The organism is uncultured Alteromonas sp., assembly GCF_963976965.1.
GTDB lineage: Bacteria > Pseudomonadota > Gammaproteobacteria > Enterobacterales > Alteromonadaceae > Alteromonas > Alteromonas naphthalenivorans.
In genome coordinates, this window is sequence record NZ_CAXBMP010000009.1 from 71,596 (window position 1) to 92,480 (window position 20,885).

The window sequence follows — 20,885 nt, forward strand, 5'->3', positions numbered from 1 at the left end:
GAGATCACCCATGGCTCGTTTTTTCAGACGTCGTAAATTCTGCCGTTTCACTGCAGATGGTGTGACTGAAATCGATTATAAAGATATCGCTACTCTTAAGAATTATATCACAGAGAGCGGTAAGATTGTCCCTAGCCGTATCACTGGTACAAGCGCAAAATATCAGCGTCAGCTGTCTTCTGCGATTAAGCGCGCACGTTTTCTTGCGTTGCTTCCGTACACTGATTCACACAAGTAATTTGGCGTAATTAAGGGGTAGTTAAGATGAACATCATCCTACTAGATAAAGTCGCCAATCTTGGCGGTCTGGGCGACCAAGTAGCTGTTAAAGCTGGTTACGCTCGTAATTTCCTGTTTCCACAGGGTAAAGCAGTTCCTGCAACTAAAGCGAACGTTGAAAAGTTTGAAGCACGTCGTGCTGAACTTGAAGCGAAAATCGCTGAGCAGCTTGATGCTGCTAATGCACGTGCTGAAAAACTAAATGAACTTGCAGAAGTAACTCTTGCGGCGCCAGCTGGCGACGAAGGTAAACTTTTCGGTTCTATCGGTACGCGTGACATTGCTGATGCAATCACTGCAGCTGGTGTTGAAGTAGCTAAAGCGGAAGTTAAACTTCCTACTGGCACACTTCGCGACACTGGCGAATATGACATCGACTTACAACTTCATTCTGATGTAACCACTTCTATTAAAGTGATCATCATTGCTGAAGCATAAGCGCTGACGTATACGAAAAACCGCTCTTATGAGCGGTTTTTTTATGTCTGATATTAAATTATTCATACCTGCTTACGTTTATTTTTAAAAGTGACCTACCCATATTTTCCTATTGGGTTAAGATAAGTTATTGAAGGATTATGAGGTTGGTATGAGATTTGGGATTTTCTTTTGGGTGCTTTTCCTAAGCGGATGTAGTGCTTCTAATCATGTTTCTGTTATTGCGTCATCTGATACGGTGGTGAGGTACAGCGAAAAAGAAGGTTACCAAGATCGGTTTGTAAATCTTTACAGTGACATAAAGACATACCCTGTAACCTGTCAAGAAGACTGCTATCCTGCCCATATCGATATACTTTGTGATTCGCTCATGCAAGACTGCCAGTACCAAGGTGATAATCCTCAGGTCACGCTAGATACTGGTTTTCATATTAAATGGCTAGGTCATGCGAGTTTCATCATTCAAACCGCAACAAAACAAAATATCCTTATCGACCCCGTATTTGGGCAATTTGACTGGCCTATTAATTGGGGGTTTAAAGTAACAGAGGGTTTTTATAGGAATATCCCTGACGAGCCCGATGATGTTGTGATGCAAGCTACGGATGCGGTACTTTATTCTCACGTCCATTACGATCACTTCAACAAATCTGACATAGAAACTATTGGCAATACTCCAACATACTTTGTCCCACTTGGCGTTGCCAAGCAATTCGACCAAAACAATTACCGCATAAATGAAATGGCTTGGTATGCAAAGAAAGTCATTGGAGAGACTACAATCCATTTTGTGCCTGCTCATCATTTTAGTAATCGGACAATTGTTCCGTTTCTTTATGAGGACAATAATGCTGCCCTGTGGGGTGGTTGGGTGTTAGAAACTCAGGGAAAAACATTATTTTTTGCTGGTGATACAGGTTATTCGCCACACTTCAAAAGTATAGCGGAACGTTTTGGAAACATAGATGTGTGTTTGTTACCTATTGCTTCCTATTTCAGTGAAAATGATCCGAAGTGGTATCGAGAAGTTCATACTACGCCAGAAGATGCACTAACAGCGGCTAAGGATTTAGGCTGCCGTGTCGTGGTGCCATGGGGATATGGCAATAGAAGTTGGAGAATGGGGGATAAAACATCACATTCGGCCTTGTTTAGGTTATTGCATATGAATGATAAGCTCAACAACGATATTCCCTTGTACTTGTTAAACGAAGACGAGGAAGTGATGTTCTAGTCTGTCTGATGCCGAATGCACTAGCCAGCATGGTCCCCTTTGTTGGCTATTTTAAAGCATTTTAAGCGCCACTCTTCATCAATTATCTCCAGTTCTGAGAGCTTTCTAGCCAGTGTTGTATCCGTTTTAATGTGGGTGCAATGCATTAATGTTTGGACGTTAACAGTGTTGCTTTCCCTGCGTACGAGTTCCACTTTATCACCCACATTTATAACGCCTGTGTTAAGCACGCGGTAATACCAACCCGTTATCCCTCGCTCGCCAACAAACCTGTCTAGGTTTTTAATATTAAAACGTTGGGATATTTTACTGCAGGGGGCTCGCGGCGCACTGACTTGCAGTACAACCTCACCGAACTTCCATACGTCGCCAATATAAACCGTGGCATCATCCATACCATCCACGCTGATGTTTTCACCAATACTGCCAGGCTCAAACTCACCGTCTGGAAAATGCTTACGTAGCGTAAAGTAATGAAGGGGGCTAAATTGATGCAAAACCTTTTCGGGGCCGCCATGAAGTTTCTTGTTTGATTGTTGATCTTCGTCGGTACAATCAAGGTGGACGGTTAGCTGTGAAACTGCGCTTTTTACAATACTACTCGGTGCACCTCGTGGGCCAAGTGGTTGGGGCTGACCTGCAAATAATGCATCCACTTTTAAGGGTGAGGACATACAAACTCCAAAAATAAGTTTTGCTAATTTAAACCTTTATCACATAGGGTACGACTAACCTTTTAAGAATAACAAGATGGTAAGCCAAAAATGTTGAAAAAATCGGTTTACGAAAAAAAATGAGATTGTGATGGAGCGCACTTTAACAAAGGTTACCAATCTGACTAGCGATGATGAAAGCCAGCGTGAAGCCGCGGTGATTCTCGCGGCTAAGCAGGGTGATAAAGTGGCCTACAAAACCTTGTATCATAACCATGTCGGGCGAGTGTATGCACTGTGCTTGCGTCTAACAGGCGACCGCGGTCTTGCCGAAGACGCCACACAAGAAGTATTTATTCAGTTATGGTCAAAGTTAGACAGATTCGACGGACAAAGCCAGTTTTCAACTTGGTTACATAGTGTATCAGCCAATGTGACCGTGTCGTATTTGCGTAAACAGCGTAACTGGGTTCAACGTATGTTTAATATTGAAACCAGTCCAGCGATGGAGATGCCCGCAGCGGCAGACAGTAGCCAAGTCGATTTAGAAGCACTAGTGGTTAGATTGCCACAAAGAGCACGAATGGTATTCGTACTACACGCTATTGAAGGCTATAGGCATGAAGAAATTGCACAAATGTTAGATATGGCAGTAGGCACCAGCAAAGCGCAGTTTCATCGCGCTAAACAACTGCTAAAAACCTGGATGTGGTGTGAAGATGAATGAGTTTGATAAAGCCTTAGAGGTTGAGATTCAACACCTACCTAAAACTCGTGAGCCTGAAAGAGATTTATGGCGTGGTATTGAATTGTCACTACACAGCCAAGTAAGCGGCAAAGCCGATGAAAATGGGCTACACGAAAATGGGCTAAATAACGAGCCATCAGGCCAAGACAAGCGCGGCACAGTTGCTCGCTTATCTACCACACCATGGTTGGCCATGGCAGCGAGTGCCATGCTAGTCAGCGTTATTTGGTATTTCTCGCCTGTTTTTACTAACGGTGAAACGAGCGGGCAGCAACCTAAGCTCGCAGGTTATGCGTTAGTTGATGCACTGAGTGAGCAGCAAGATGAACAGATGACCACTTTGCTGGCGAGTTACGACAGTGCGCCAGAATTAAGTGAAAACTGGCAAACCCAATTAAAAGAATTAGACGACGCTGCTGTTGTGATAAAAGCAGCATTAAAAGATGATCCTAACAATCGAGCACTACTAAAGATGCTAAAGCACGTATATCAACAGCAAATCACATTAATTGAGCGAGTGCACGCGCCCAAATGGCAACAAATTTAAGGAGTTTTATTATGACTATTATTCGCAAAAGCTTAGCCAGTGTACTTTTTCATGGTGTACTTTTAAGTAGCACAATGCTGGCCTTTACTGCGTATGCGGGCGAGAAAATAGACCGCATACTAGATGTCCCAAATAGCGTTAAAATTGATATAGAGCACGTCAACGGTGACGCTGAAATTAGAGGTTGGGATAAACCTCAAGTACACGTTACCGGTGAACTGGGTGACAACACTGATGAGTTTATCTTTGAACAACGTGGCAATGTTATCGTCATTCATGTTGATGTGAAGCGTAGCGGCAAGCACTGGTGGAAAAACAAAGATGAAGGGGATGACTTGGTTATTTTTGTGCCTAAATCTAGCGATGTGAACTACACCGCGATTAATGCTGATGTTCAAATAAATGACATCGTCCAAAGTGTAAATGTTGAAGTGGTAAACGGAGATGTAGAGCTCACCGATATTGGTAATCGCGTAAAAGTAGAGTCGGTAAACGGTGACATTGCGTTGAACAATGTTAAAGGCAAACTTGATGTAGAAACAGTAAATGGTGATGTGGAGGCCGTTCATTCAGGTAAGGAAGGTGTGTCTTTTGTTGCCGTTAATGGCGACCTGAGGTTAAGTACATCTAGCCCTGACGTAGCGGTGGAAACCGTTAATGGCGGTATTGATTTAACCCTAGAGAAAATAGATTCTCTTAGTGTGACCACTGTGAATGGCGCCACGAATGCGCGCTTGCATTTAAACGAAAACGGGCGACTGAAAGCCAGTTCCGTAGGTGGGAAGTTACGTTTTAGCTTTCAACCTCAAGTATCTGCACAATTTGATATTGAGACGCATGCAGGTGGCAAAATCATTAATAACGTAAGTAGCGATGCGGTTAAAAAGCCAAAATATGGCCCCAGCAGTTGGTTGCGATTTATCAATAATGGCGGTTCTGCGAACGTTGATATCTCAACGGTAAATGGGCGTATTACCTTGGATACGCAGTAGCGGCAAGAGGCGAAAGAATTAAAGCATTGGCGTTTTTGCTTGAAAAAAGCACTAACGCCCCCATATAAAGGTTAAGTAAGGATAGGATATTGGTACATTGCTAATCGACGTTTACTCAGTTAAACGTCAAAAATTACGCAACGAATCCGTCCGCCGCAATTGTGCGTCTATTTACCCCACGCTAATGAACCTAATGTTTTTACCCGCGTCAGAATGGCTAAGTCGATATCCGCAACAGCGATAAATAATCAATTATTAGGAAAATAGCTTTGAATATTCTTAGCCATTTAAAGCGCTTCTGGCGCTTTCACGGACTTATTGCCGGCGCGATAAGTATCAGCTTTTTAACTTTAGGGTGTGCAGTACAAGATCCTGCCTTCTTTGAAGGCACCTGGGTGGTAACCCAAGCTTATCAGCCAGGAATCTCTGCACAAAGCGCCACAGAAGCTAAAGAGGTATTAGGTAGTTCGTTGGTTTACCATTCAGATGGTGCGCAACTGAATCAGCAGGCATGTGAGTCTCCTACCTATACCGAGAAGAAAGTGGATTCAGACGAACTGGCTGCTAGCTTCAAAATAGAGGGAAACGCGTTAGGTTTCGATGAGGGTAAAATTACGCAGGTAGAGCTATCCTGTGAAAATGGCCCACAGGCGTTAGGTTCAGTGCTTTTGTTTCAAGAGCATAATGTTGCTTATACCGTTTTTGATGGCACCTTTTTTCGCATTGAAAAAACGCTATAAGTTAACCATAGTGTGGTGAAGTTGTTGGAGTAGCCCTTACAAGATAAGCGCTTCACGAAGGTTTGCATTCCGCTAGTGGTTAATAATTTTTATTAACCTTCATTTATGAGCTCTTACTCCATTGTTCAACGAAGCGCAAAAGCGCATAATAGTCAGCCGTGCTTCAAGTAAACAGAGTAGGTAGTGTAAGTGGTATCCCCTCCAAAAGGCGATAATAATGTAGAGAAGTTGAAAGTTCCTCCTCATAGTATTGAGGCCGAACAGTCTGTTCTTGGCAGTATGCTAATTGATCCAGAAAGTTGGGACAAAGTAGCGGAGCTCGTTACTGATACCGACTTTTATAACCGCTCGCATCAAACCATTTATAGCGCCATTACTCGTTTGTTAAATAGAAGCGCGCCGGTCGACCTTATTACCGTATCGGAAGAGCTTGAAAAGCACGATGAACTTGAAAATGCAGGTGGCTTTGCCTATCTCGGTGAACTAGCTAAAAATACGCCAAGTTCTGCGAACGTGGTGTCATATGCGCAAATTATCAGTGAACGTGCAATCACGCGGGAGCTTATTGGTGTAGCCCATGAAATCGCAGAAGTCGGGTATAACCCTGAAGGTCGTGACAGCGCTGACATTCTCGACTTAGCTGAAAGCAAAGTATTTGAAATTGCAGAGCGCCGCACCGGTGAAAATGAAGGTCCTCGCGATGTAGAAGCGGTATTGGGTAAAACCATCGACCGTCTTGAAGTGTTGGTTAAAACCAACAAAGAAGTGACCGGTGTCACTACCGGCTTCACCGACTTAGATAAAAAGACAAGTGGTCTGCAGCCTTCAGACTTAATTATTGTTGCTGCTCGTCCTTCAATGGGTAAAACCACCTTTGCGATGAACTTGGTTGAAAATGCCATGATGTCCGAGGAAAAGCCGGTATTAGTCTTCAGTTTAGAGATGCCTTCTGAACAAATCATGATGCGTATGTTGGCATCACTCAGCCGAGTGGATCAAACCAAAATTCGTACCGCTCAGTTGGATGACGAAGATTGGGCACGCATTTCTAACACCATGGCGATGTTGAAAGATAAAGACAGATTATTTGTTGATGATTCATCTGGCCTTACACCCATGGATGTGAGAAGCCGAGCGCGTAAACTTGCTCGTGAACGTGGGGGGATAAGCTTGATCATGATTGATTACCTCCAACTTATGCGTGTGCCCTCACTCAGTGATAACAGAACCTTAGAAATTGCTGAAATTTCCCGCTCACTTAAAGCATTAGCAAAAGAGCTGGAAGTACCAGTGGTTGCCCTATCGCAACTCAACCGAAGCCTAGAGCAACGGGCCGATAAACGCCCAGTAAACTCAGACTTGCGTGAATCAGGCTCTATCGAGCAGGATGCTGACCTTATTATGTTCATCTATCGTGATGAGGTTTATCATGAGAACAGTGAAGAGAAGGGCGTAGCAGAGATTATTATAGGTAAGCAGCGGAATGGTCCTATTGGAACCAGCCGTCTTACCTTCCAAGGCCAGTTCTCTCGTTTTGACAATTATGCTGGTCCAGCAATGCCTGACGAATATTAACCAAGTAGAGACGTTTACTACCGATGCGCGGTGATAAAGCTAAGTGTTGAAGTCAGCAGAAATAACAAGCAATAAAAAAGGCGCCAATTAGGCGCCTTTTTTGTGTCTGAGGGAAGCTTACTTCTCTTCAGGAACCTTAACAGTATCTTTAACAGTCACTGAGATGCGACGGTTAACACGATGTGCTTCGGCATTTTTAGCTGTATCTAGTAAACGAGTCTCACCGTAACCAACAGTTTCTAAACGGCTAGCGTCGATATCGTACATGTCTACCATTACTTCTTTGAAAGATGCAGCACGGTCTTCTGAAAGATCCATGTTGTATGCTTCAGAACCTGGTGCAGAAGTGTGACCTTCAATTACCGCAGTAGTGTTAGTGTACTGCTTCATGAATTCAGCGAATTCAGAGATTTCTGGATCACGAGGTGCTTTAACAACTGAGCTTTCATTGTCGAAAAGAACGCGTAGTGTAATTTCTACTGTTTCTTCGTCAAATACAGTACAACCTTGAGCGTCAACTTTAACGCCAGCAGCTGTGTCTGGGCACATGTCTTTCGCATCTACAACACCATCGTTGTCAGCGTCTTTAAGCGCACAACCTTTCGCGTCAACAGCAGTCCCTGCTGGCGTGTTAGGGCACTGATCTACGCTGTTAAGAACACCGTCGTTGTCGTTATCTATGCTACAACCAGTTGCGTCAACACGAACACCAGCTGGAGTCATAGGACACTGGTCTTTGCTATCGACTACGCCATCATTGTCACCGTCTTTAGGTGCAGAAGGAGTAGATTTACCGAAAGGAATCGCTAAACCAAGTTTTACGCTGTAATCGTTATAGTCTTCACCAAAGTCATGGTAAGTAGCAATCTCTGTAACAATCTTAACAGATTCAGCGATATCCCAGTGTTTACCAATACCGATGTTACCTAGCGTGGTTGATTCGCCTACCGATTGACGTTTAACACCACCGAATAAGTACCATGCATCGTTAGGCATGAAGTAAAGTGCATCAACACCTACCATTTCGCCATCATCGCTAGAACCACCAACGTAGTCTAGTTCTAAAGCAGTAAATTCAACACGTGCTGCCCAGCTTTGAGTGAAGCGGAATCCGTACTCGAATGATACGCCTTGGCCGTCATCTAGTACTTCAGTAGTAGGACGTTCAACATCAGTGTTGTAATAAAGACCAGAAATACCGAACCAGTTTTTATATTCTGGCTCAGAAGAATCTTGTGCAAAGGCAGTTGATGAAAGTACGGCAAGCGAAAGTGCCGCTAGTTTAAAGTGTTTTTTCATAGTCACATCCTGTTAAACGTTGAGTGATTATCGATTTATGATAATTCTAGCTTGTGCTTAGTTGTACTAAGCAATTAATATGCCATTTTGTTATATAGGCGATGTCGCAAGCCCTTGTAATGTGGCAATAATCGTTCGTTGGCCGCCAATATCTCGGTGCTCGCCTAGCATGATGCCCTGCCAAGTACCAAGTTGTAGCCTCCCTTTCTCCACCGGTATTGAAACCTGACACCCCAGCAGACTTGATTTCAAGTGAGCCGGCATATCATCACTACCTTCGTAAGTATGCCGGAAAAAGGGCAAGTTTTCTTTTACACTATAGTTAAAGAAGGCCTCCATATCCGACCTAACAGTCGGATCTGCATTTTCATTTATTGTAAGGCTAGCACTGGTGTGCTTAAGCCATAAATGAAGAAGACCTACCTCAATGTGTTGCAGCATGGGTAAAGCGCTAATTATATACTCTGTTACTAGATGAAAGCCACGAGGAAATTCAGGTAGTGTAATTTTTTCAGAGTACCAGGAATTATTTGTCAAAGCAGATCTCTAAATGCGCCAATCCTTCATCGCACATAAACGGAAGGATGATTTTCGCGCCGCTGACCTGATGGCTAATCGTATGCTGCTTACCAGACACAACAATAGGTGTCGCCATTCCAAATTCAAATCCGCGATCTGCAAGGTCGCGTTTTGCCGCTCCGCATATCATGTTAGTGACTTCGCCAACCATATCTCCAACTTCTGCATCAAGTTTTTCAGGGCGTTCGCCAACCATGCGTTCCATAATGGTAAGGGCAAGAGATTCTTCAAAGGTAATGGACATAGAGCCACGCACACTTGGGCCTACCATGCCAATCAACCCAGACACATCGCCTTTAGCTACATCGCCTTGCTTGCGTTTGGGTTTACCAGGCGTAAGTTTGGTTTGCGCCATGGTTTCTAATACATTGAGTAAACCAGAAATAAACGGATTAACGAACTCAGCATTCATGAGTGTGCTCCTTTGCAACGGTATTTTCCGTTTGTTGACAATCAGCACAAAGACCATGCGCCTCTATTGTTTGTTTAGATACTTTGAAGCCGTTGGCCTCTGCCTGACTATCTAATGTTTCTTTCAAACCTTCAGACTGTATCTCTGCAACGTCACCACAACTGTCGCAAATAAGAAACTGTACAGGGTGGTTGCAACCAAAATGATAACAGGCTACGAATGCATTGGTCGACTCAAGGCGATGAATAAAACCGAAATCGAGTAAAAAATCGAGGGCTCGGTAAACGGTGGCAGGTTTTGCACCGGATTCAGTCTCTTTTAGCGCATCTAGCAATTCATAGGCCCCCATTGGACCGTGCTTAGCGACTAATATTTCGTACACTTTCTCTCGAAGAGGGGTAAATCTAGCGCCTCTTTGCTCGCAGTATGCGCGAGCTTTGTGGATAAGCGTGGCTTTATTCATTTATTGCTACCGTGGCTATTTTACTAATTATATTGGTAATGACGTCATTAATGACAGATGTTTACCCGCTTTATTTACTCTACGTTGGCGTACATGTGTGCAATTAATTGGTCCTCTAAAGCAAAGCGCTCTTCAAGAGTTTCACCAATATTCGCAAGCTCACTGTCAAAAACGGCCGCTTGTTCAATAGTAAATGCCTCTGCGAATTTATCATTAAATTGTAAGGCTGAGTCAGTGGTTTGCGTAAGTTTTGGGTAAAGACGCTGCTTTAACGCTTTACCTTCTGCTTCATCGTCAACCAACATATCAAAGACCTCGAAGTGCCCAGCGGAAAGGTAATCCATTAGGTTTTCACAAAAATTAGCGATGTCATTTGCTTCAGGTAATGACTCGCCTTGCTGGTCTAAACCGGCTAAATGGCAATAGGACACAAGCAGCGACTGTCTGGCTAACAGCCAATTATCGACAGTGTCACTTTTGCCACCCCATTTAACTTTTACCTTCTCTAACTGCTGTAACATTTCATGATCCTTTCAATCAGCGCTTTCTATTAATCCAGCACCTGCTATTTTCCAGCATTCCATCCTAGTATAACACTCAGCCTATACGACACAAATTGAACCCACTGAGTTGTCGTAATTAAATATATGTTATCTTATCTTGTATATCTTTAATGGGTGGATAACAGTTTTATGATGATAAAGCGCAGCGATTGTGAAATCGAGACTGAGATTGGACAGTGGATCATTTTTACCAAAGGTCGGATTGTCATTCGTAAAGGCGAAATAAATGTTCCTTTAGCGCATATTAATGAATTTACCTTCCTCGAAAATTATCGCGAAGAGGTTCATCAACTCCCCCCACTACATGAATCTGCTCAGAAAAGCCCCCCCGTCTTTGTCGTCGATCTCGGTGCTGAAACAATAGAAGACGAACAATGGGACTCGGTGTCATTACGCCATTTATTGTTCGAGCAACAAGATATCGGTTTTTCAGTTGTAGGTCGGGCGTGGCAATATGTCCATTTTTTAAGAACCCATCAGTTTTGTGGCCAATGTGGTTCGCATACCGAAAGAGTAAATTGGGAAATGGCCGTGCATTGCCATCGCTGCCATCACAGAAGTTATCCCCGTGTATCGCCTTGCATTATTGTTTCAATACACAACAATGAAAAGTTGCTATTGGCAAAAGGGGTTAGGCACAAAGAAGCAAATATGTATTCTACTCTTGCTGGATTTGTCGAAAGCGGCGAAAGCTTAGAAGAAGCCGTCCATCGGGAAGTATTTGAAGAGGTGGGGGTAAAAGTAAAGAACTTACGTTACATCGATAGCCAGCCCTGGCCATTCCCGCATTCTATAATGGTTGGCTTTATTGCTGAATATGAAAGTGGTGAAATTCGGTGTCAGGAAAATGAAATTGATGATGCTCAGTGGTTTAGTGTGGATGCACTGCCAACCATTCCACCGCCATTTTCGATTGCAGGGCAACTCATCGCCAAAACCCTGTCGCAATTAGCAGACAAATAAAAAACCCTGCCGAAGCAGGGTTTCAATGAGTTTAGCACGGTCCCTTTGCGGGCTTCTTTGTCGTAGCTGTATATATTAGTAGCAAACACTTACTAGTAGTGCAAGCCCCTTTTTCAAGTATTGTTCGTCGTATTATTAGGTGTAAGTATCGCAAGTTGCCAAATTAAGACAGCTTTTTAGCACAAAATGAAACGAATGCTGGTATAATTTCGCCGTTTTATTTTTCTAATTTCAGGTGAATATATGTCGCAAAAAGCTACCAGTGCTGCTAAACCCGCTTTAAAGAATGATCGTTACCTACGGGCGTTATCAAAGCAACCTGTCGATGTCACACCTGTATGGATGATGCGACAAGCTGGCCGCTATTTACCTGAATACAAAGCAACCCGTGCCGTTGCTGGCGACTTTATGTCTTTATGCAAAAATGCCGAACTTGCCTGTGAGGTTACTTTACAGCCGCTTCGTCGTTTTCCCTTAGATGCTGCTATTTTATTTTCAGACATTCTAACGATTCCTGATGCAATGGGCTTAGAGCTTTATTTTGAAACCGGCGAAGGCCCGCGTTTTAAAAAGCCGATTACGTGCAAAGCCGACGTAGATAAAATTGGTTTGCCAGACCCAGAAGGCGAGTTGCAGTATGTAATGAATGCAGTGCGCACCATCCGTCGTGAACTAAATGGCGACGTGCCGTTAATTGGTTTTTCTGGCAGCCCGTGGACGCTCGCTACTTATATGGTCGAAGGTGGCTCGAGTAAGGCCTTCACTAAAATCAAAAAAATGGCGTTTGCTGAACCTGCTATATTGCATGCTCTACTAGAGAAGCTGGCCGATTCCGTCACGGAATACCTTAATGCCCAAATAGCCGCAGGTGCCCAATCAGTCATGATTTTCGATACCTGGGGCGGTGTGTTGTCACCACGTGATTATAAAGACTTTTCATTGCAATATATGGCGCGTATTGTTGACGGACTTACCCGTGAAGCCGATGACAGAAAAGTACCGGTTACTTTGTTTACTAAAAACGGCGGCATGTGGTTAGAGTCAATTGCGGCTACTGGTTGCGATGCAGTAGGTCTTGATTGGACTATTGATATTGCAGAAGCCCGTGCGCGCATTGGCGACAAGGTAGCGTTACAAGGCAATATGGACCCTTCCATGCTTTATGCCTCGCCTGAAAGAATTCGTGAAGAAGTTGGCACTATCTTATCGGGCTATGGCGAAGGCTCTGGCCATGTATTCAATCTAGGTCATGGTATTCACTTAGATGTACCACCAGAAAATGCAGGTGTGTTTGTGAATTCAGTTCACGAACTCAGTGCGCCTTATCATAAGTAGTCATATTCGTAGCTAAATGATTAGCTACGACTCGCCAGCAAGCTGGTAAGGAAATCATGAAACCCTGGGTTGTTATTGTACTCATCCTCTTTATTGCCGTAACGGGCTATCAGTTCGGCTTTTACCACGGTAAGCTGGCCAGTTCCAACGTGGAAAAAGAGCGTTTGAATACTGTGCTGGAGCGTTCACGCACCACTGCAAGTAGCAACCTCAGGGTAATTAAAGCTACCCCTCAAATGTCTGGTGAAGCACACGGACAGACCTCTGATGGTGCTCACACACTTGCTACGAATGAACCACTTTCAGACCTTCAGGTTCAAAACGAAATAACGGAATTTTTAGCGTTTCACCCAAGTGGGCAAAAACTTACCCTGAATACGTTTGAATGCACGCAATCAGAATGTGAGTTTACTGGGGAATACTCGGGCAGTCATGCGGGGTTCAAACGAATGCTTAACGACTTAAAAGCGCAGTCGTGGTGGCATTTTGGTGAAATACTTGAAGTCAGCAATATTGAAGAGGGAAACCCCCAAATTGGCGTTAAGTTTTCTTCTAGACCCGTGCTTATCAGCGATGCAACGACCTAGTCAGGTTTTAATATAACCGGCTTTATTCAATTAGTACTTTGTTCTTAAGCGTCTCTTGGTAACCCTTTCTCTACTGCTCGGGTTAATCTTTTTTGTTGTCTGTTTGCTTTCTCTTCTAATGCTAAACCCGCTTTTTTATTTTCTTGTTGTGCTAATGCCCACGAAATGTGTCGGTCCACTTTATCACTCACTTTTCCAAGGTTTGTCTGAAGGGCATTAACAGTTTGTTCGCTGTAGTTGGCATTTCCCAATGCGACGGCAATATTACGTTGCCATTTTTCAAATCCAATCCGTCGAATAGGCGACCCTTCTGTGTTGCTCAAAAAGGTAGCTTCGTCCCATGAAAAGAGCGTTGCTAGGCTCTGTCCATGCAAAACCTTTCTGGGGTGAAAGTCTTCTTCTTCAGTAATATCAGCATAACGATTCCATGGGCAAATAAGCTGGCAATCGTCACAACCATAAATTCGATTACCCATTAAAGGGCGAAGATCCTCGGGAATATCTTTATCTGATTCAATAGTAAGGTAGGAAATACAACGTCTAGCATCTACTTTGTAGGGGGCGACGATGGCGTTGGTTGGGCATATAGTCAAACATGCCGTACACGTACCGCAGCCTTCTTCTGTGGGTGAATCAATTGGTAAGGGCAGGTTAATAAAAAGCTCACCTAAAAAGAACCAAGACCCTGCCTCTTTATTAATGGTCAAACTGTGTTTGCCAGTCCAACCTATACCTGCTTTTTCTGCAATAGCGTGCTCTAAAACAGGCGCTGAATCGACAAAAGGGCGGTACTCAGTGTTGCTCAGCGCGGTGGTGATTTTTTCACCCAGTTGCTTTAATCGCTTTCGCAGCACCTTATGATAATCGCGACCAAGTGCATAACGACTGATATAACCTGTGTCTGGTTGGCTTAGATGTTTTGCGAAAGAGGCATCAGGCGGAAGGTAGTTCATACGCACGCTAATTACGCGCAGTGTGCCTGGCACAAGTTCATCGGGGCGGGCGCGCTTCATGCCATGGTTGGCCATAAAAGCCATGTCGCCGTGATAGCCGTTCTCTAACCATTGCGTTAAATGGGCTTCATGCTGATGTAAATCAATATCACTAATACCAACTTGTTGAAAGCCTAGCGCGCGGCCCCAAGCCTTGATATCTTGGGTTAATTGAATTAGGTCGATAGAATTAATAGTGGACATGTACTTATGCTAGATACTCAACTCACCTCAAGTTTATCATACAAACTGTTTCGGGCCGATCAGGTCAGAGAAAATGAAGCCGAAGCGGCTGCTCAGTCTGGCTGTGACATGTTCACGTTAATGCAACGCGCCGGTGGTGCTGTATTTGAGCAGTGCCAGAGTTTGTTCGCTAATTCTGATGTGTATTTAATTCTACTAGGCCAAGGTAACAATGCTGGCGACGGTTACATTACCGCATTAAATGCAAAAAAAGCAGGTAAAAAAGTGCATGTTTGCGCGATTGAGCCAGACCGTGTTTTAGACGGCGACGCTGGCACCGCACAAAAGCAGTGGGTAGATGCTGGTGGTAGTATAAAACCTTTCGATATTGCCTTGATTGAAAAAGCCGACGTAGTAATCGATGCGCTATTAGGTACAGGAATTAACAGCTACATTCGCAATGAGTTCGCCGACGTTATCGATGCCATCAATGATTCATCAACCCCCGTGGTCAGTATTGATGTACCTTCAGGATTAGATGCTAACACAGGCCAGAGTTTAGGACGCTGCGTACAAGCGGATGTTACCGTTACTTTTGTGGGTATCAAACCGGGTTTGGTTACCGGTGCAGGTAAACAGTCTTGCGGTAAGTTAGTGTATGCAGATTTAGGGGTAGGAAAAGCCTTTCAAACCCTAGCAAAAGCCAGCGCGACTTTATTGAACATTGATCATTTCAAGGGCATGGGCCCCCGCGATGTGCACAGCCATAAAGGCACCTATGGAAGGTTGTTATGCGTGGGCGGAAATCGTGGAACGGCCGGTGCTATTAGGCTAGCCGGTGAAGCGGCTCTTCGAAGTGGTGCGGGAATGGTACGGGTTTATACCCACGAGGCGTCTACTATTCAAGTTAGTGCAGGCCGGCCTGAATTGATGGTGACATCAAGCCATTTAGATGATGCTTTAGCGTGGTCGTCATGCGTAGTCATTGGCCCTGGGCTTGGTCAGGATGAGTGGTCAGAAAGCGTATTTACCGCTGTCCTAAAACACTGCCAAAGTGAAAACAAACCTATAGTCATCGATGCTGATGCACTAAACCTTTTATGCAAGCAGTCAACTGCATATACACTGGAACACTGCGTACTTACTCCTCATGCGGGAGAGGCTGGCCGATTGCTGGGCGTGTCGGTTGATGATGTAGAAAGCGACCGATTCAATTACGCCAGGCAATGTTCGCAGCGCTACCATGCAGTATGTGTCCTAAAAGGGGCGGGTACGCTTATCGACAATGAAAAGAAAACGTGGGTTTGTCGCCATGGTAACCCTGGTATGGCAACGGCGGGTAGTGGTGATGTACTTAGTGGTATATTAGGTGCGCTAATGGCGCAAGGCCTTAGTGTTGATATAGCCGCTAAGTATGGTGTGGTGCTGCATGCTAAAGCGGGCGATGATATTGCCCAGCTTTATGGACAACGTGGTATGATAGCCAGTGATCTATTTGATGCCGTACGTGCGTTAATTAATCAGTAAATCTCTTGGCATAGGCTGGTTTGGGCTTAATGCCAATATCAGCCTTTTAGTTTGATCATGTGGAACGTTAAAAAGATGTCTTACCCGCACTCTTCATTTTTTGCTGCAACGCCTGAAGATACCTCATCAATGGCAAAAGATTTGGCGAATGCCGTAGCGGCCCAGCAGCCAATAGATGCCGTGATATTTTTAAACGGTGATTTGGGCGCAGGAAAGACCACCTTCAGCCGGTATTTCATTCAAGCATTAGGGCACGACGGAAATGTGAAAAGCCCTACCTATACCTTGGTGGAACCTTACGAATTAGAAGGTGTCTCAATTTATCATTTTGACTTGTATCGTTTAGCCGACCCAGAAGAGCTTGAGTTCATGGGTATTCGAGACTATTTCGGCACAGGAAACATTGCCCTTATAGAATGGTCAGAAAATGGCGCTGAATACTTGGCATCACCAGACATAGTGATTAGTATAAATATTGTGCCAACTGGTCGTCAGTTCAGTGTAGAAGCGACAAGCGTGAAAGGCGCAAAAATATTGCAAGGTTGTAAAACGCTATAAATAATGAGCTTTGATAAACAATAACGACTATAAGCTTGTAGCAACAAGCAAAATAAAGGCGAAGCATGGTACGTAAAATTCTATCGGTTATGTGCATTTGGGTTGTAGTACAAACTGTCCATGCTGCACAAAATCAAATTGATGGGTTAAGAATTTGGCCCTCACCAGACAACACGCGAATTGTACTCGATATGTCGTCTGCGCCTGAATTCACTTACTTCCCCCTTAAAAATCCACATCGCCTCGTTATTGATTTATCAAATACGAGTGATAGCAAGACCTTATCCCTACAGTCTGATTCTGGCGATTTAGTGCGCAAGGTACGCTACTCTACACCGAAAAATAAACAATCTGCGCGGGTGGTTATCGAGTTAAATCGTGCGGCAACGCCGTCTTTATTTGCAATGACACCCACCAAACCTTATGGTCACAGGCTAGTTATTGATTTGAAAGACAGTGGTGCGCCAGCTGCCAGCTCAAGCAGTTCAGGTACTTTTGCATCTAGCAAGTCACCGTCAAATGCTTCGACGTCTTCCGTCGTAATGGATGGTTCGAGTAGCCATAGAAACCGAGACATTATTGTTGCCATTGATGCGGGCCACGGTGGTGAAGATCCAGGCTCTATAGGGCCTGCCGGTACATATGAAAAGCACATTACATTAAGCATAGCAAAAAAACTTGAAGCCATGATTAATGGTGAGCGCGGTATGCGGGCCATAATGACTCGCAGTGGTGATTACTATGTATCGCCAAACAAGCGCCCAGAACTCGCTCGCAAGCAAAAAGCCGATTTATTGATATCTATTCACGCCGACGCATTTAGCCAACCACAACCTAAAGGGGGCTCTGTGTGGGTGCTGTCGATGCGCCGTGCCGATACAGAACTAGGTCGCTGGCTAGAAAAATCAGAACGTCACTCTGAATTACTAGGTGGTGCTGCGGAAGTGATCAGTGATAAATCGAACGAACGTTATTTGGCGGAAACCATTCTTGGTTTATCGATGGATCACAGTATGGCCACCAGTCATGACTTAGGCAACAAAGTGATTGAGGAAATGAAGCAGGTAACTTCTTTGCATAAGCGTGCACCTCAAGCAGCCAGTTTTGCGGTACTCACAGCGCCAGATATTCCATCCATTTTGGTTGAAGTAGGGTTCATTTCAAACCCGCAAGAAGAGAAAAACCTTAACTGGGCTAAACATAGAGAAAAACTGGCGAAAGCCATGTTTACCGCAGCAAAACGCTATTTTAAGCAAGTCCCCCCAGATGGTACATTATGGGCACTTGAACGTGCTGATAGTCGAACCCATACTGTAAGAAGTGGAGAGTCGCTTTCGCTTCTTGCTCAGCGCTATAATGTGAACGTTAGCCGCTTAAAAGCTGCCAATAATTTAAATAGTGATGTGGTGAGAATAGGGCAAGTACTTACTATTCCAAGATCCTAACATCGCGTTAATCAAATTCTACCGACGAGTTTCTTTTGTCTATACAATTATTATCGCCACAATTGGCCAACCAGATTGCCGCAGGGGAAGTGGTTGAACGCCCTGCGTCTGTGGTTAAAGAGTTACTAGAAAATAGCCTAGATGCAGGCGCCGATAAAATAGAAATAGATATTGAGAAAGGTGGCCATAAGCGCATACGTTTAAAAGACAACGGCGGTGGTATTGCTAAAGATGAGTTACAGCTTGCGCTAAGCCGTCACGCCACTAGTAAAATATCAACATTAGATGATTTAGAGCGAATCTTATCTTTAGGCTTTCGTGGGGAAGCGCTCGCGAGTATCAGTTCGGTTAGTCGTTTAACGCTAACCTCTAAAACCGAATCACAAAACGAAGCGTGGCAGGCCTACTGCGAAGGTCGTGAAATGGCCGTTAATATTCAGCCAGCTGCTCATCCCAAAGGAACCACCATTGATGTAGCTGACCTTTTTTACAATACGCCGGCAAGGCGCAAGTTTCTGCGCGCCGAAAAAACAGAGTTTCAACACATTGAAGATGTGGTGAAGCGCATAGCCCTTAGTTACCCCCATGCTAGTTTTATTCTTAAACATAACGGCAAGACGACTAAGCGCTATATTGCCGATAAACATGGCTCACTTGCCCCTCGTATTGCCGCTGTAGTTGGGCAAAAGTTCATTGATAACGCTGTACATATCAATGTGAAATACGAAGGGATTACCATGAATGCGTGGCTAGGCAGCGAAGTAATGCTGCGCAGCAGTAACGATTGCCAGTTTAGCTTTGTAAACGGGCGCGGTATGCGCGATAAGTTAATTATGCACGCTATTAGACAAGCTTACGAAAGTGTATGGGGCGTACTAGAGCAGCCTTCTTTTGTTGTTTATCTAACGCTCGATCCAAAAGACGTGGACGTGAACGTACATCCGGCAAAGCATGAAGTTCGCTTTCAGCAAGGGCGCTTGGTACATGATTTTATTTGTAAGACAGTGTGTGATGCATTGCACTCAATTACCAGTGAGAGTGAAACTCAGCACCATGGTGAAGCTGAACGCTTTGATGAACCAGTGAAATTTAATCCACCGCAGCAAAGTCATGACTATATACGTCCTTTAAGTCATTCTCCGGCCTCGTCATCACAATCGGGTTTAGGTGCCTCAGGTGGCGGTTCTTTATCGGGTTTATCGGGGCATAGACAATCGAAAGCGCCAACCGCCGCTTATCAATCTAATTTTAATCGTTTGATGACGCCAAATAGCGACACGCTATCATCAACAGAGCGTGAGCAAAGTCAGCATATTGCACTAAACTCATATTGTAGAATTTACGTACACAATGAAAATGTTTACCTGCTGGATGTAAATTCTTTCGCGAACGTGTATTTACAAGATGTATTTGAAACGGCGGAACATTCACAACCTTTGTTAATGCCAGTGGCGCTTGAAGTTGCCCACGTGGAGCCTGAAAAAATTGAGGTGCTTAACGCGCTTAACTTTGAGATTAATCAAGTGGCTGGCAAGTACAGATTGCAGCAAGTGCCCGCAGGAACAAGACACTTCCCTTGGATACGTTGGTTTGAAAGGCTGTTAGAGAGCGACGTTTCAAATGATAAAAAGCGCTATGAATTAGTTTTATCAGACGACCAAGATTTGGACGAAATATTATGCGCACAATTGTGGCACTGGTTGGATGAGAAAAACGACGTGAAACAATGGGAATATATAAAGCGATTTGGTAAAGTGCGCTCGTTAGCAGGCTTGATTTCAACATGGGGAAATAACCATGGTTGATGGCATAAAATCTGCATCGTCTCAGCATAAGTCTCAATTACCTGTTATCTCTATAATGGGGCCGACGGCGTCAGGTAAGACGGGTTTGTCACTGTCGCTGGCTGAAAAAATGGACTGCGAAATCATCAGTGTCGATTCAGCTTTGGTCTACACTAATATGGATATAGGTACGGCGAAACCTACGGCTGCTGAGAAATCGTTAGTTCCTCATCATCTTATCGATATTATTGACCCAGCAGAAAGTTACTCTGTTTCACAGTTTTGTAACGATGCGGTTAGGCTTATAGAAGAGATTCATAGTCGAAATAGGGTACCAATATTGGCTGGGGGTACAATGATGTACTTTAATGCCTTGATAAATGGAATTTCGCCACTACCTAAGTCAGATGAAAAGATACGCAGCGAAATAGCCAGTGAAGCAGAAGCTTCCGGTTGGCAAAAATTGCACGACGAACTTTGCCGAGTGGATCCCATTAGTGGTGACAGAATTCACCCTAACGACCCTCAAAGATTAACCAGAGCTTTAGAAGTATTTCGTGGAACGGGCAAAACGCTAACAGACTGGCAAAACGAGAAAGGCAGTCCTTGCCCCTACGATATTAGCCAATTTGCTATTGCTCCAGAAGATAGAAGCGTCTTGCATGAGCGAATTGCTCAGCGATTTGACATGATGCTAGAAGATGGATTTGAACAAGAAGTTAGACGACTGTTTGAGCGGGGCGATCTTCACGAAGATTTACCGTCAATTCGTTCGGTTGGCTATAGGCAAATGTGGCAATACTTAGAGGGCCAATTGTCCTACGAGCAAATGCGCGAAAGGGGCATTATCGCTACTAGGCAACTTGCTAAGCGGCAGCTTACGTGGCTTAGGGGGTGGGAAAATCTCACTTGGCTAGACACATTTTGTAAAGATAATTTGACTAAAATTACAGCGAAAGTCACACTTGAATAAGTTGAGTGTGGTATAC

23 protein-coding genes are annotated in these 20,885 nt (G+C 44.2%); 16 read left to right on the forward strand and 7 right to left on the reverse strand.

Annotation, left to right across the window (positions count from 1 at the left end):
* The first annotated feature begins 10 nt into the window (after positions 1 to 10).
* The 3 genes from rpsR (at position 11) to AAC006_RS09265 (ending at position 1,951) form a co-directional block, all read left to right on the forward strand.
* Positions 11 to 238, forward strand: coding sequence for a 30S ribosomal protein S18 (gene rpsR / locus AAC006_RS09255; RefSeq protein WP_013786397.1), 228 nt, complete (start codon positions 11 to 13; stop codon positions 236 to 238).
* Between the two features lie 26 nt (positions 239 to 264).
* A complete protein-coding gene (gene rplI / locus AAC006_RS09260) occupies positions 265 to 717 on the forward strand; it encodes a 50S ribosomal protein L9 (protein WP_013786396.1) in 453 nt (150 codons plus the stop codon).
* Positions 718 to 868: 151 nt separating this feature from the next.
* On the forward strand, positions 869 to 1,951 hold the full coding sequence (locus AAC006_RS09265; RefSeq protein WP_126873313.1) for an MBL fold metallo-hydrolase: 1,083 nt from the start codon (positions 869 to 871) through the stop codon (positions 1,949 to 1,951).
* A gap of 20 nt (positions 1,952 to 1,971) precedes the next feature.
* Here AAC006_RS09265 and AAC006_RS09270 read toward each other — a convergent pair whose 3' ends face one another.
* The gene (locus AAC006_RS09270; RefSeq protein ID WP_126873312.1) at positions 1,972 to 2,625 is read right to left on the reverse strand and encodes an MOSC domain-containing protein; all 654 of its coding nucleotides are present in this window, start codon (positions 2,623 to 2,625) and stop codon (positions 1,972 to 1,974) included.
* A 130-nt stretch (positions 2,626 to 2,755) separates the two neighbouring features.
* Between AAC006_RS09270 and AAC006_RS09275 the strand changes: the two genes are divergently transcribed.
* The 5 genes from AAC006_RS09275 to dnaB all read left to right on the forward strand — a co-directional run bounded on the left by AAC006_RS09275 (position 2,756) and on the right by dnaB (position 7,206).
* The gene (locus AAC006_RS09275) at positions 2,756 to 3,331 is read left to right on the forward strand and encodes a sigma-70 family RNA polymerase sigma factor (RefSeq protein ID WP_126873311.1); all 576 of its coding nucleotides are present in this window, start codon (positions 2,756 to 2,758) and stop codon (positions 3,329 to 3,331) included.
* Positions 3,324 to 3,899, forward strand: a complete 576-nt coding sequence (locus AAC006_RS09280) for a hypothetical protein (RefSeq protein ID WP_126873310.1) — start codon at positions 3,324 to 3,326, stop codon at positions 3,897 to 3,899. Before AAC006_RS09275 ends, AAC006_RS09280 begins: the two co-directional genes overlap by 8 nt.
* 11 nt (positions 3,900 to 3,910) lie before the next feature.
* Positions 3,911 to 4,891, forward strand: coding sequence for a DUF4097 family beta strand repeat-containing protein (locus AAC006_RS09285; RefSeq protein ID WP_126873309.1), 981 nt, complete (start codon positions 3,911 to 3,913; stop codon positions 4,889 to 4,891).
* Positions 4,892 to 5,160: 269 nt separating this feature from the next.
* Positions 5,161 to 5,631, forward strand: a complete 471-nt coding sequence (locus AAC006_RS09290) for a hypothetical protein (RefSeq protein ID WP_126873308.1) — start codon at positions 5,161 to 5,163, stop codon at positions 5,629 to 5,631.
* 189 nt (positions 5,632 to 5,820) lie between these two features.
* Positions 5,821 to 7,206, forward strand: a complete 1,386-nt coding sequence (dnaB, locus tag AAC006_RS09295; RefSeq protein ID WP_013786388.1) for a replicative DNA helicase — start codon at positions 5,821 to 5,823, stop codon at positions 7,204 to 7,206.
* A 117-nt stretch (positions 7,207 to 7,323) separates the two neighbouring features.
* Here dnaB and AAC006_RS09300 read toward each other — a convergent pair whose 3' ends face one another.
* The 5 genes from AAC006_RS09300 to rsd form a co-directional block, all read right to left on the reverse strand.
* Positions 7,324 to 8,505 carry an OmpA family protein gene (locus AAC006_RS09300; RefSeq protein WP_126873307.1) on the reverse strand — a complete coding sequence of 394 codons (1,182 nt, stop codon included), beginning with the start codon at positions 8,503 to 8,505 and terminating at the stop codon, positions 7,324 to 7,326.
* Between the two features lie 90 nt (positions 8,506 to 8,595).
* The gene (locus AAC006_RS09305) at positions 8,596 to 9,042 is read right to left on the reverse strand and encodes a secondary thiamine-phosphate synthase enzyme YjbQ (RefSeq protein WP_013786386.1); all 447 of its coding nucleotides are present in this window, start codon (positions 9,040 to 9,042) and stop codon (positions 8,596 to 8,598) included.
* On the reverse strand, positions 9,032 to 9,496 hold the full coding sequence (locus AAC006_RS09310) for a chemotaxis protein CheX (RefSeq protein ID WP_013786385.1): 465 nt from the start codon (positions 9,494 to 9,496) through the stop codon (positions 9,032 to 9,034). The genes AAC006_RS09305 and AAC006_RS09310 overlap by 11 nt, the downstream gene beginning before the upstream one ends.
* Positions 9,486 to 9,959, reverse strand: coding sequence for a transcriptional repressor (locus AAC006_RS09315; protein WP_013786384.1), 474 nt, complete (start codon positions 9,957 to 9,959; stop codon positions 9,486 to 9,488). Before AAC006_RS09315 ends, AAC006_RS09310 begins: the two co-directional genes overlap by 11 nt.
* A 74-nt stretch (positions 9,960 to 10,033) precedes the next feature.
* Positions 10,034 to 10,480, reverse strand: a complete 447-nt coding sequence (gene rsd, locus AAC006_RS09320) for a sigma D regulator (RefSeq protein WP_013786383.1) — start codon at positions 10,478 to 10,480, stop codon at positions 10,034 to 10,036.
* 171 nt (positions 10,481 to 10,651) lie between these two features.
* Here rsd and nudC point away from each other — a divergent pair, with 171 nt between their 5' ends.
* From nudC to AAC006_RS09335, 3 genes are all read left to right on the forward strand, one after another.
* Positions 10,652 to 11,485 carry an NAD(+) diphosphatase gene (gene nudC / locus AAC006_RS09325; RefSeq protein WP_013786382.1) on the forward strand — a complete coding sequence of 278 codons (834 nt, stop codon included), beginning with the start codon at positions 10,652 to 10,654 and terminating at the stop codon, positions 11,483 to 11,485.
* 243 nt (positions 11,486 to 11,728) lie between these two features.
* Complete coding sequence (gene hemE, locus AAC006_RS09330; protein WP_288389071.1) at positions 11,729 to 12,820, forward strand: uroporphyrinogen decarboxylase; 1,092 nt, start codon at positions 11,729 to 11,731, stop codon at positions 12,818 to 12,820.
* A gap of 56 nt (positions 12,821 to 12,876) precedes the next feature.
* Positions 12,877 to 13,407, forward strand: coding sequence for a hypothetical protein (locus AAC006_RS09335; RefSeq protein ID WP_288389070.1), 531 nt, complete (start codon positions 12,877 to 12,879; stop codon positions 13,405 to 13,407).
* A gap of 44 nt (positions 13,408 to 13,451) precedes the next feature.
* Here the strand turns inward: AAC006_RS09335 and queG are convergent, their stop codons facing one another.
* Positions 13,452 to 14,603 (reverse strand): tRNA epoxyqueuosine(34) reductase QueG, encoded by a 1,152-nt coding sequence (queG, locus tag AAC006_RS09340; RefSeq protein ID WP_338455653.1) that lies wholly within the window; start codon positions 14,601 to 14,603, stop codon positions 13,452 to 13,454.
* A 6-nt stretch (positions 14,604 to 14,609) separates the two neighbouring features.
* Here queG and AAC006_RS09345 point away from each other — a divergent pair, with 6 nt between their 5' ends.
* From AAC006_RS09345 to miaA, 5 genes are all read left to right on the forward strand, one after another.
* Complete coding sequence (locus AAC006_RS09345; RefSeq protein WP_288389068.1) at positions 14,610 to 16,109, forward strand: NAD(P)H-hydrate dehydratase; 1,500 nt, start codon at positions 14,610 to 14,612, stop codon at positions 16,107 to 16,109.
* A gap of 75 nt (positions 16,110 to 16,184) precedes the next feature.
* Complete coding sequence (gene tsaE / locus AAC006_RS09350) at positions 16,185 to 16,667, forward strand: tRNA (adenosine(37)-N6)-threonylcarbamoyltransferase complex ATPase subunit type 1 TsaE (protein WP_288389067.1); 483 nt, start codon at positions 16,185 to 16,187, stop codon at positions 16,665 to 16,667.
* Between the two features lie 65 nt (positions 16,668 to 16,732).
* Positions 16,733 to 18,112 (forward strand): N-acetylmuramoyl-L-alanine amidase, encoded by a 1,380-nt coding sequence (locus AAC006_RS09355; protein ID WP_339348922.1) that lies wholly within the window; start codon positions 16,733 to 16,735, stop codon positions 18,110 to 18,112.
* Between the two features lie 35 nt (positions 18,113 to 18,147).
* Entirely contained in the window at positions 18,148 to 19,917 is a 1,770-nt protein-coding gene (mutL, locus tag AAC006_RS09360; RefSeq protein ID WP_339348923.1) for a DNA mismatch repair endonuclease MutL, read from the forward strand.
* Positions 19,910 to 20,869: a tRNA (adenosine(37)-N6)-dimethylallyltransferase MiaA gene (miaA, locus tag AAC006_RS09365; protein WP_013786374.1), complete on the forward strand. Its 960-nt coding sequence runs from the start codon at positions 19,910 to 19,912 to the stop codon at positions 20,867 to 20,869. Before mutL ends, miaA begins: the two co-directional genes overlap by 8 nt.
* Positions 20,870 to 20,885: the final 16 nt, after the last annotated feature.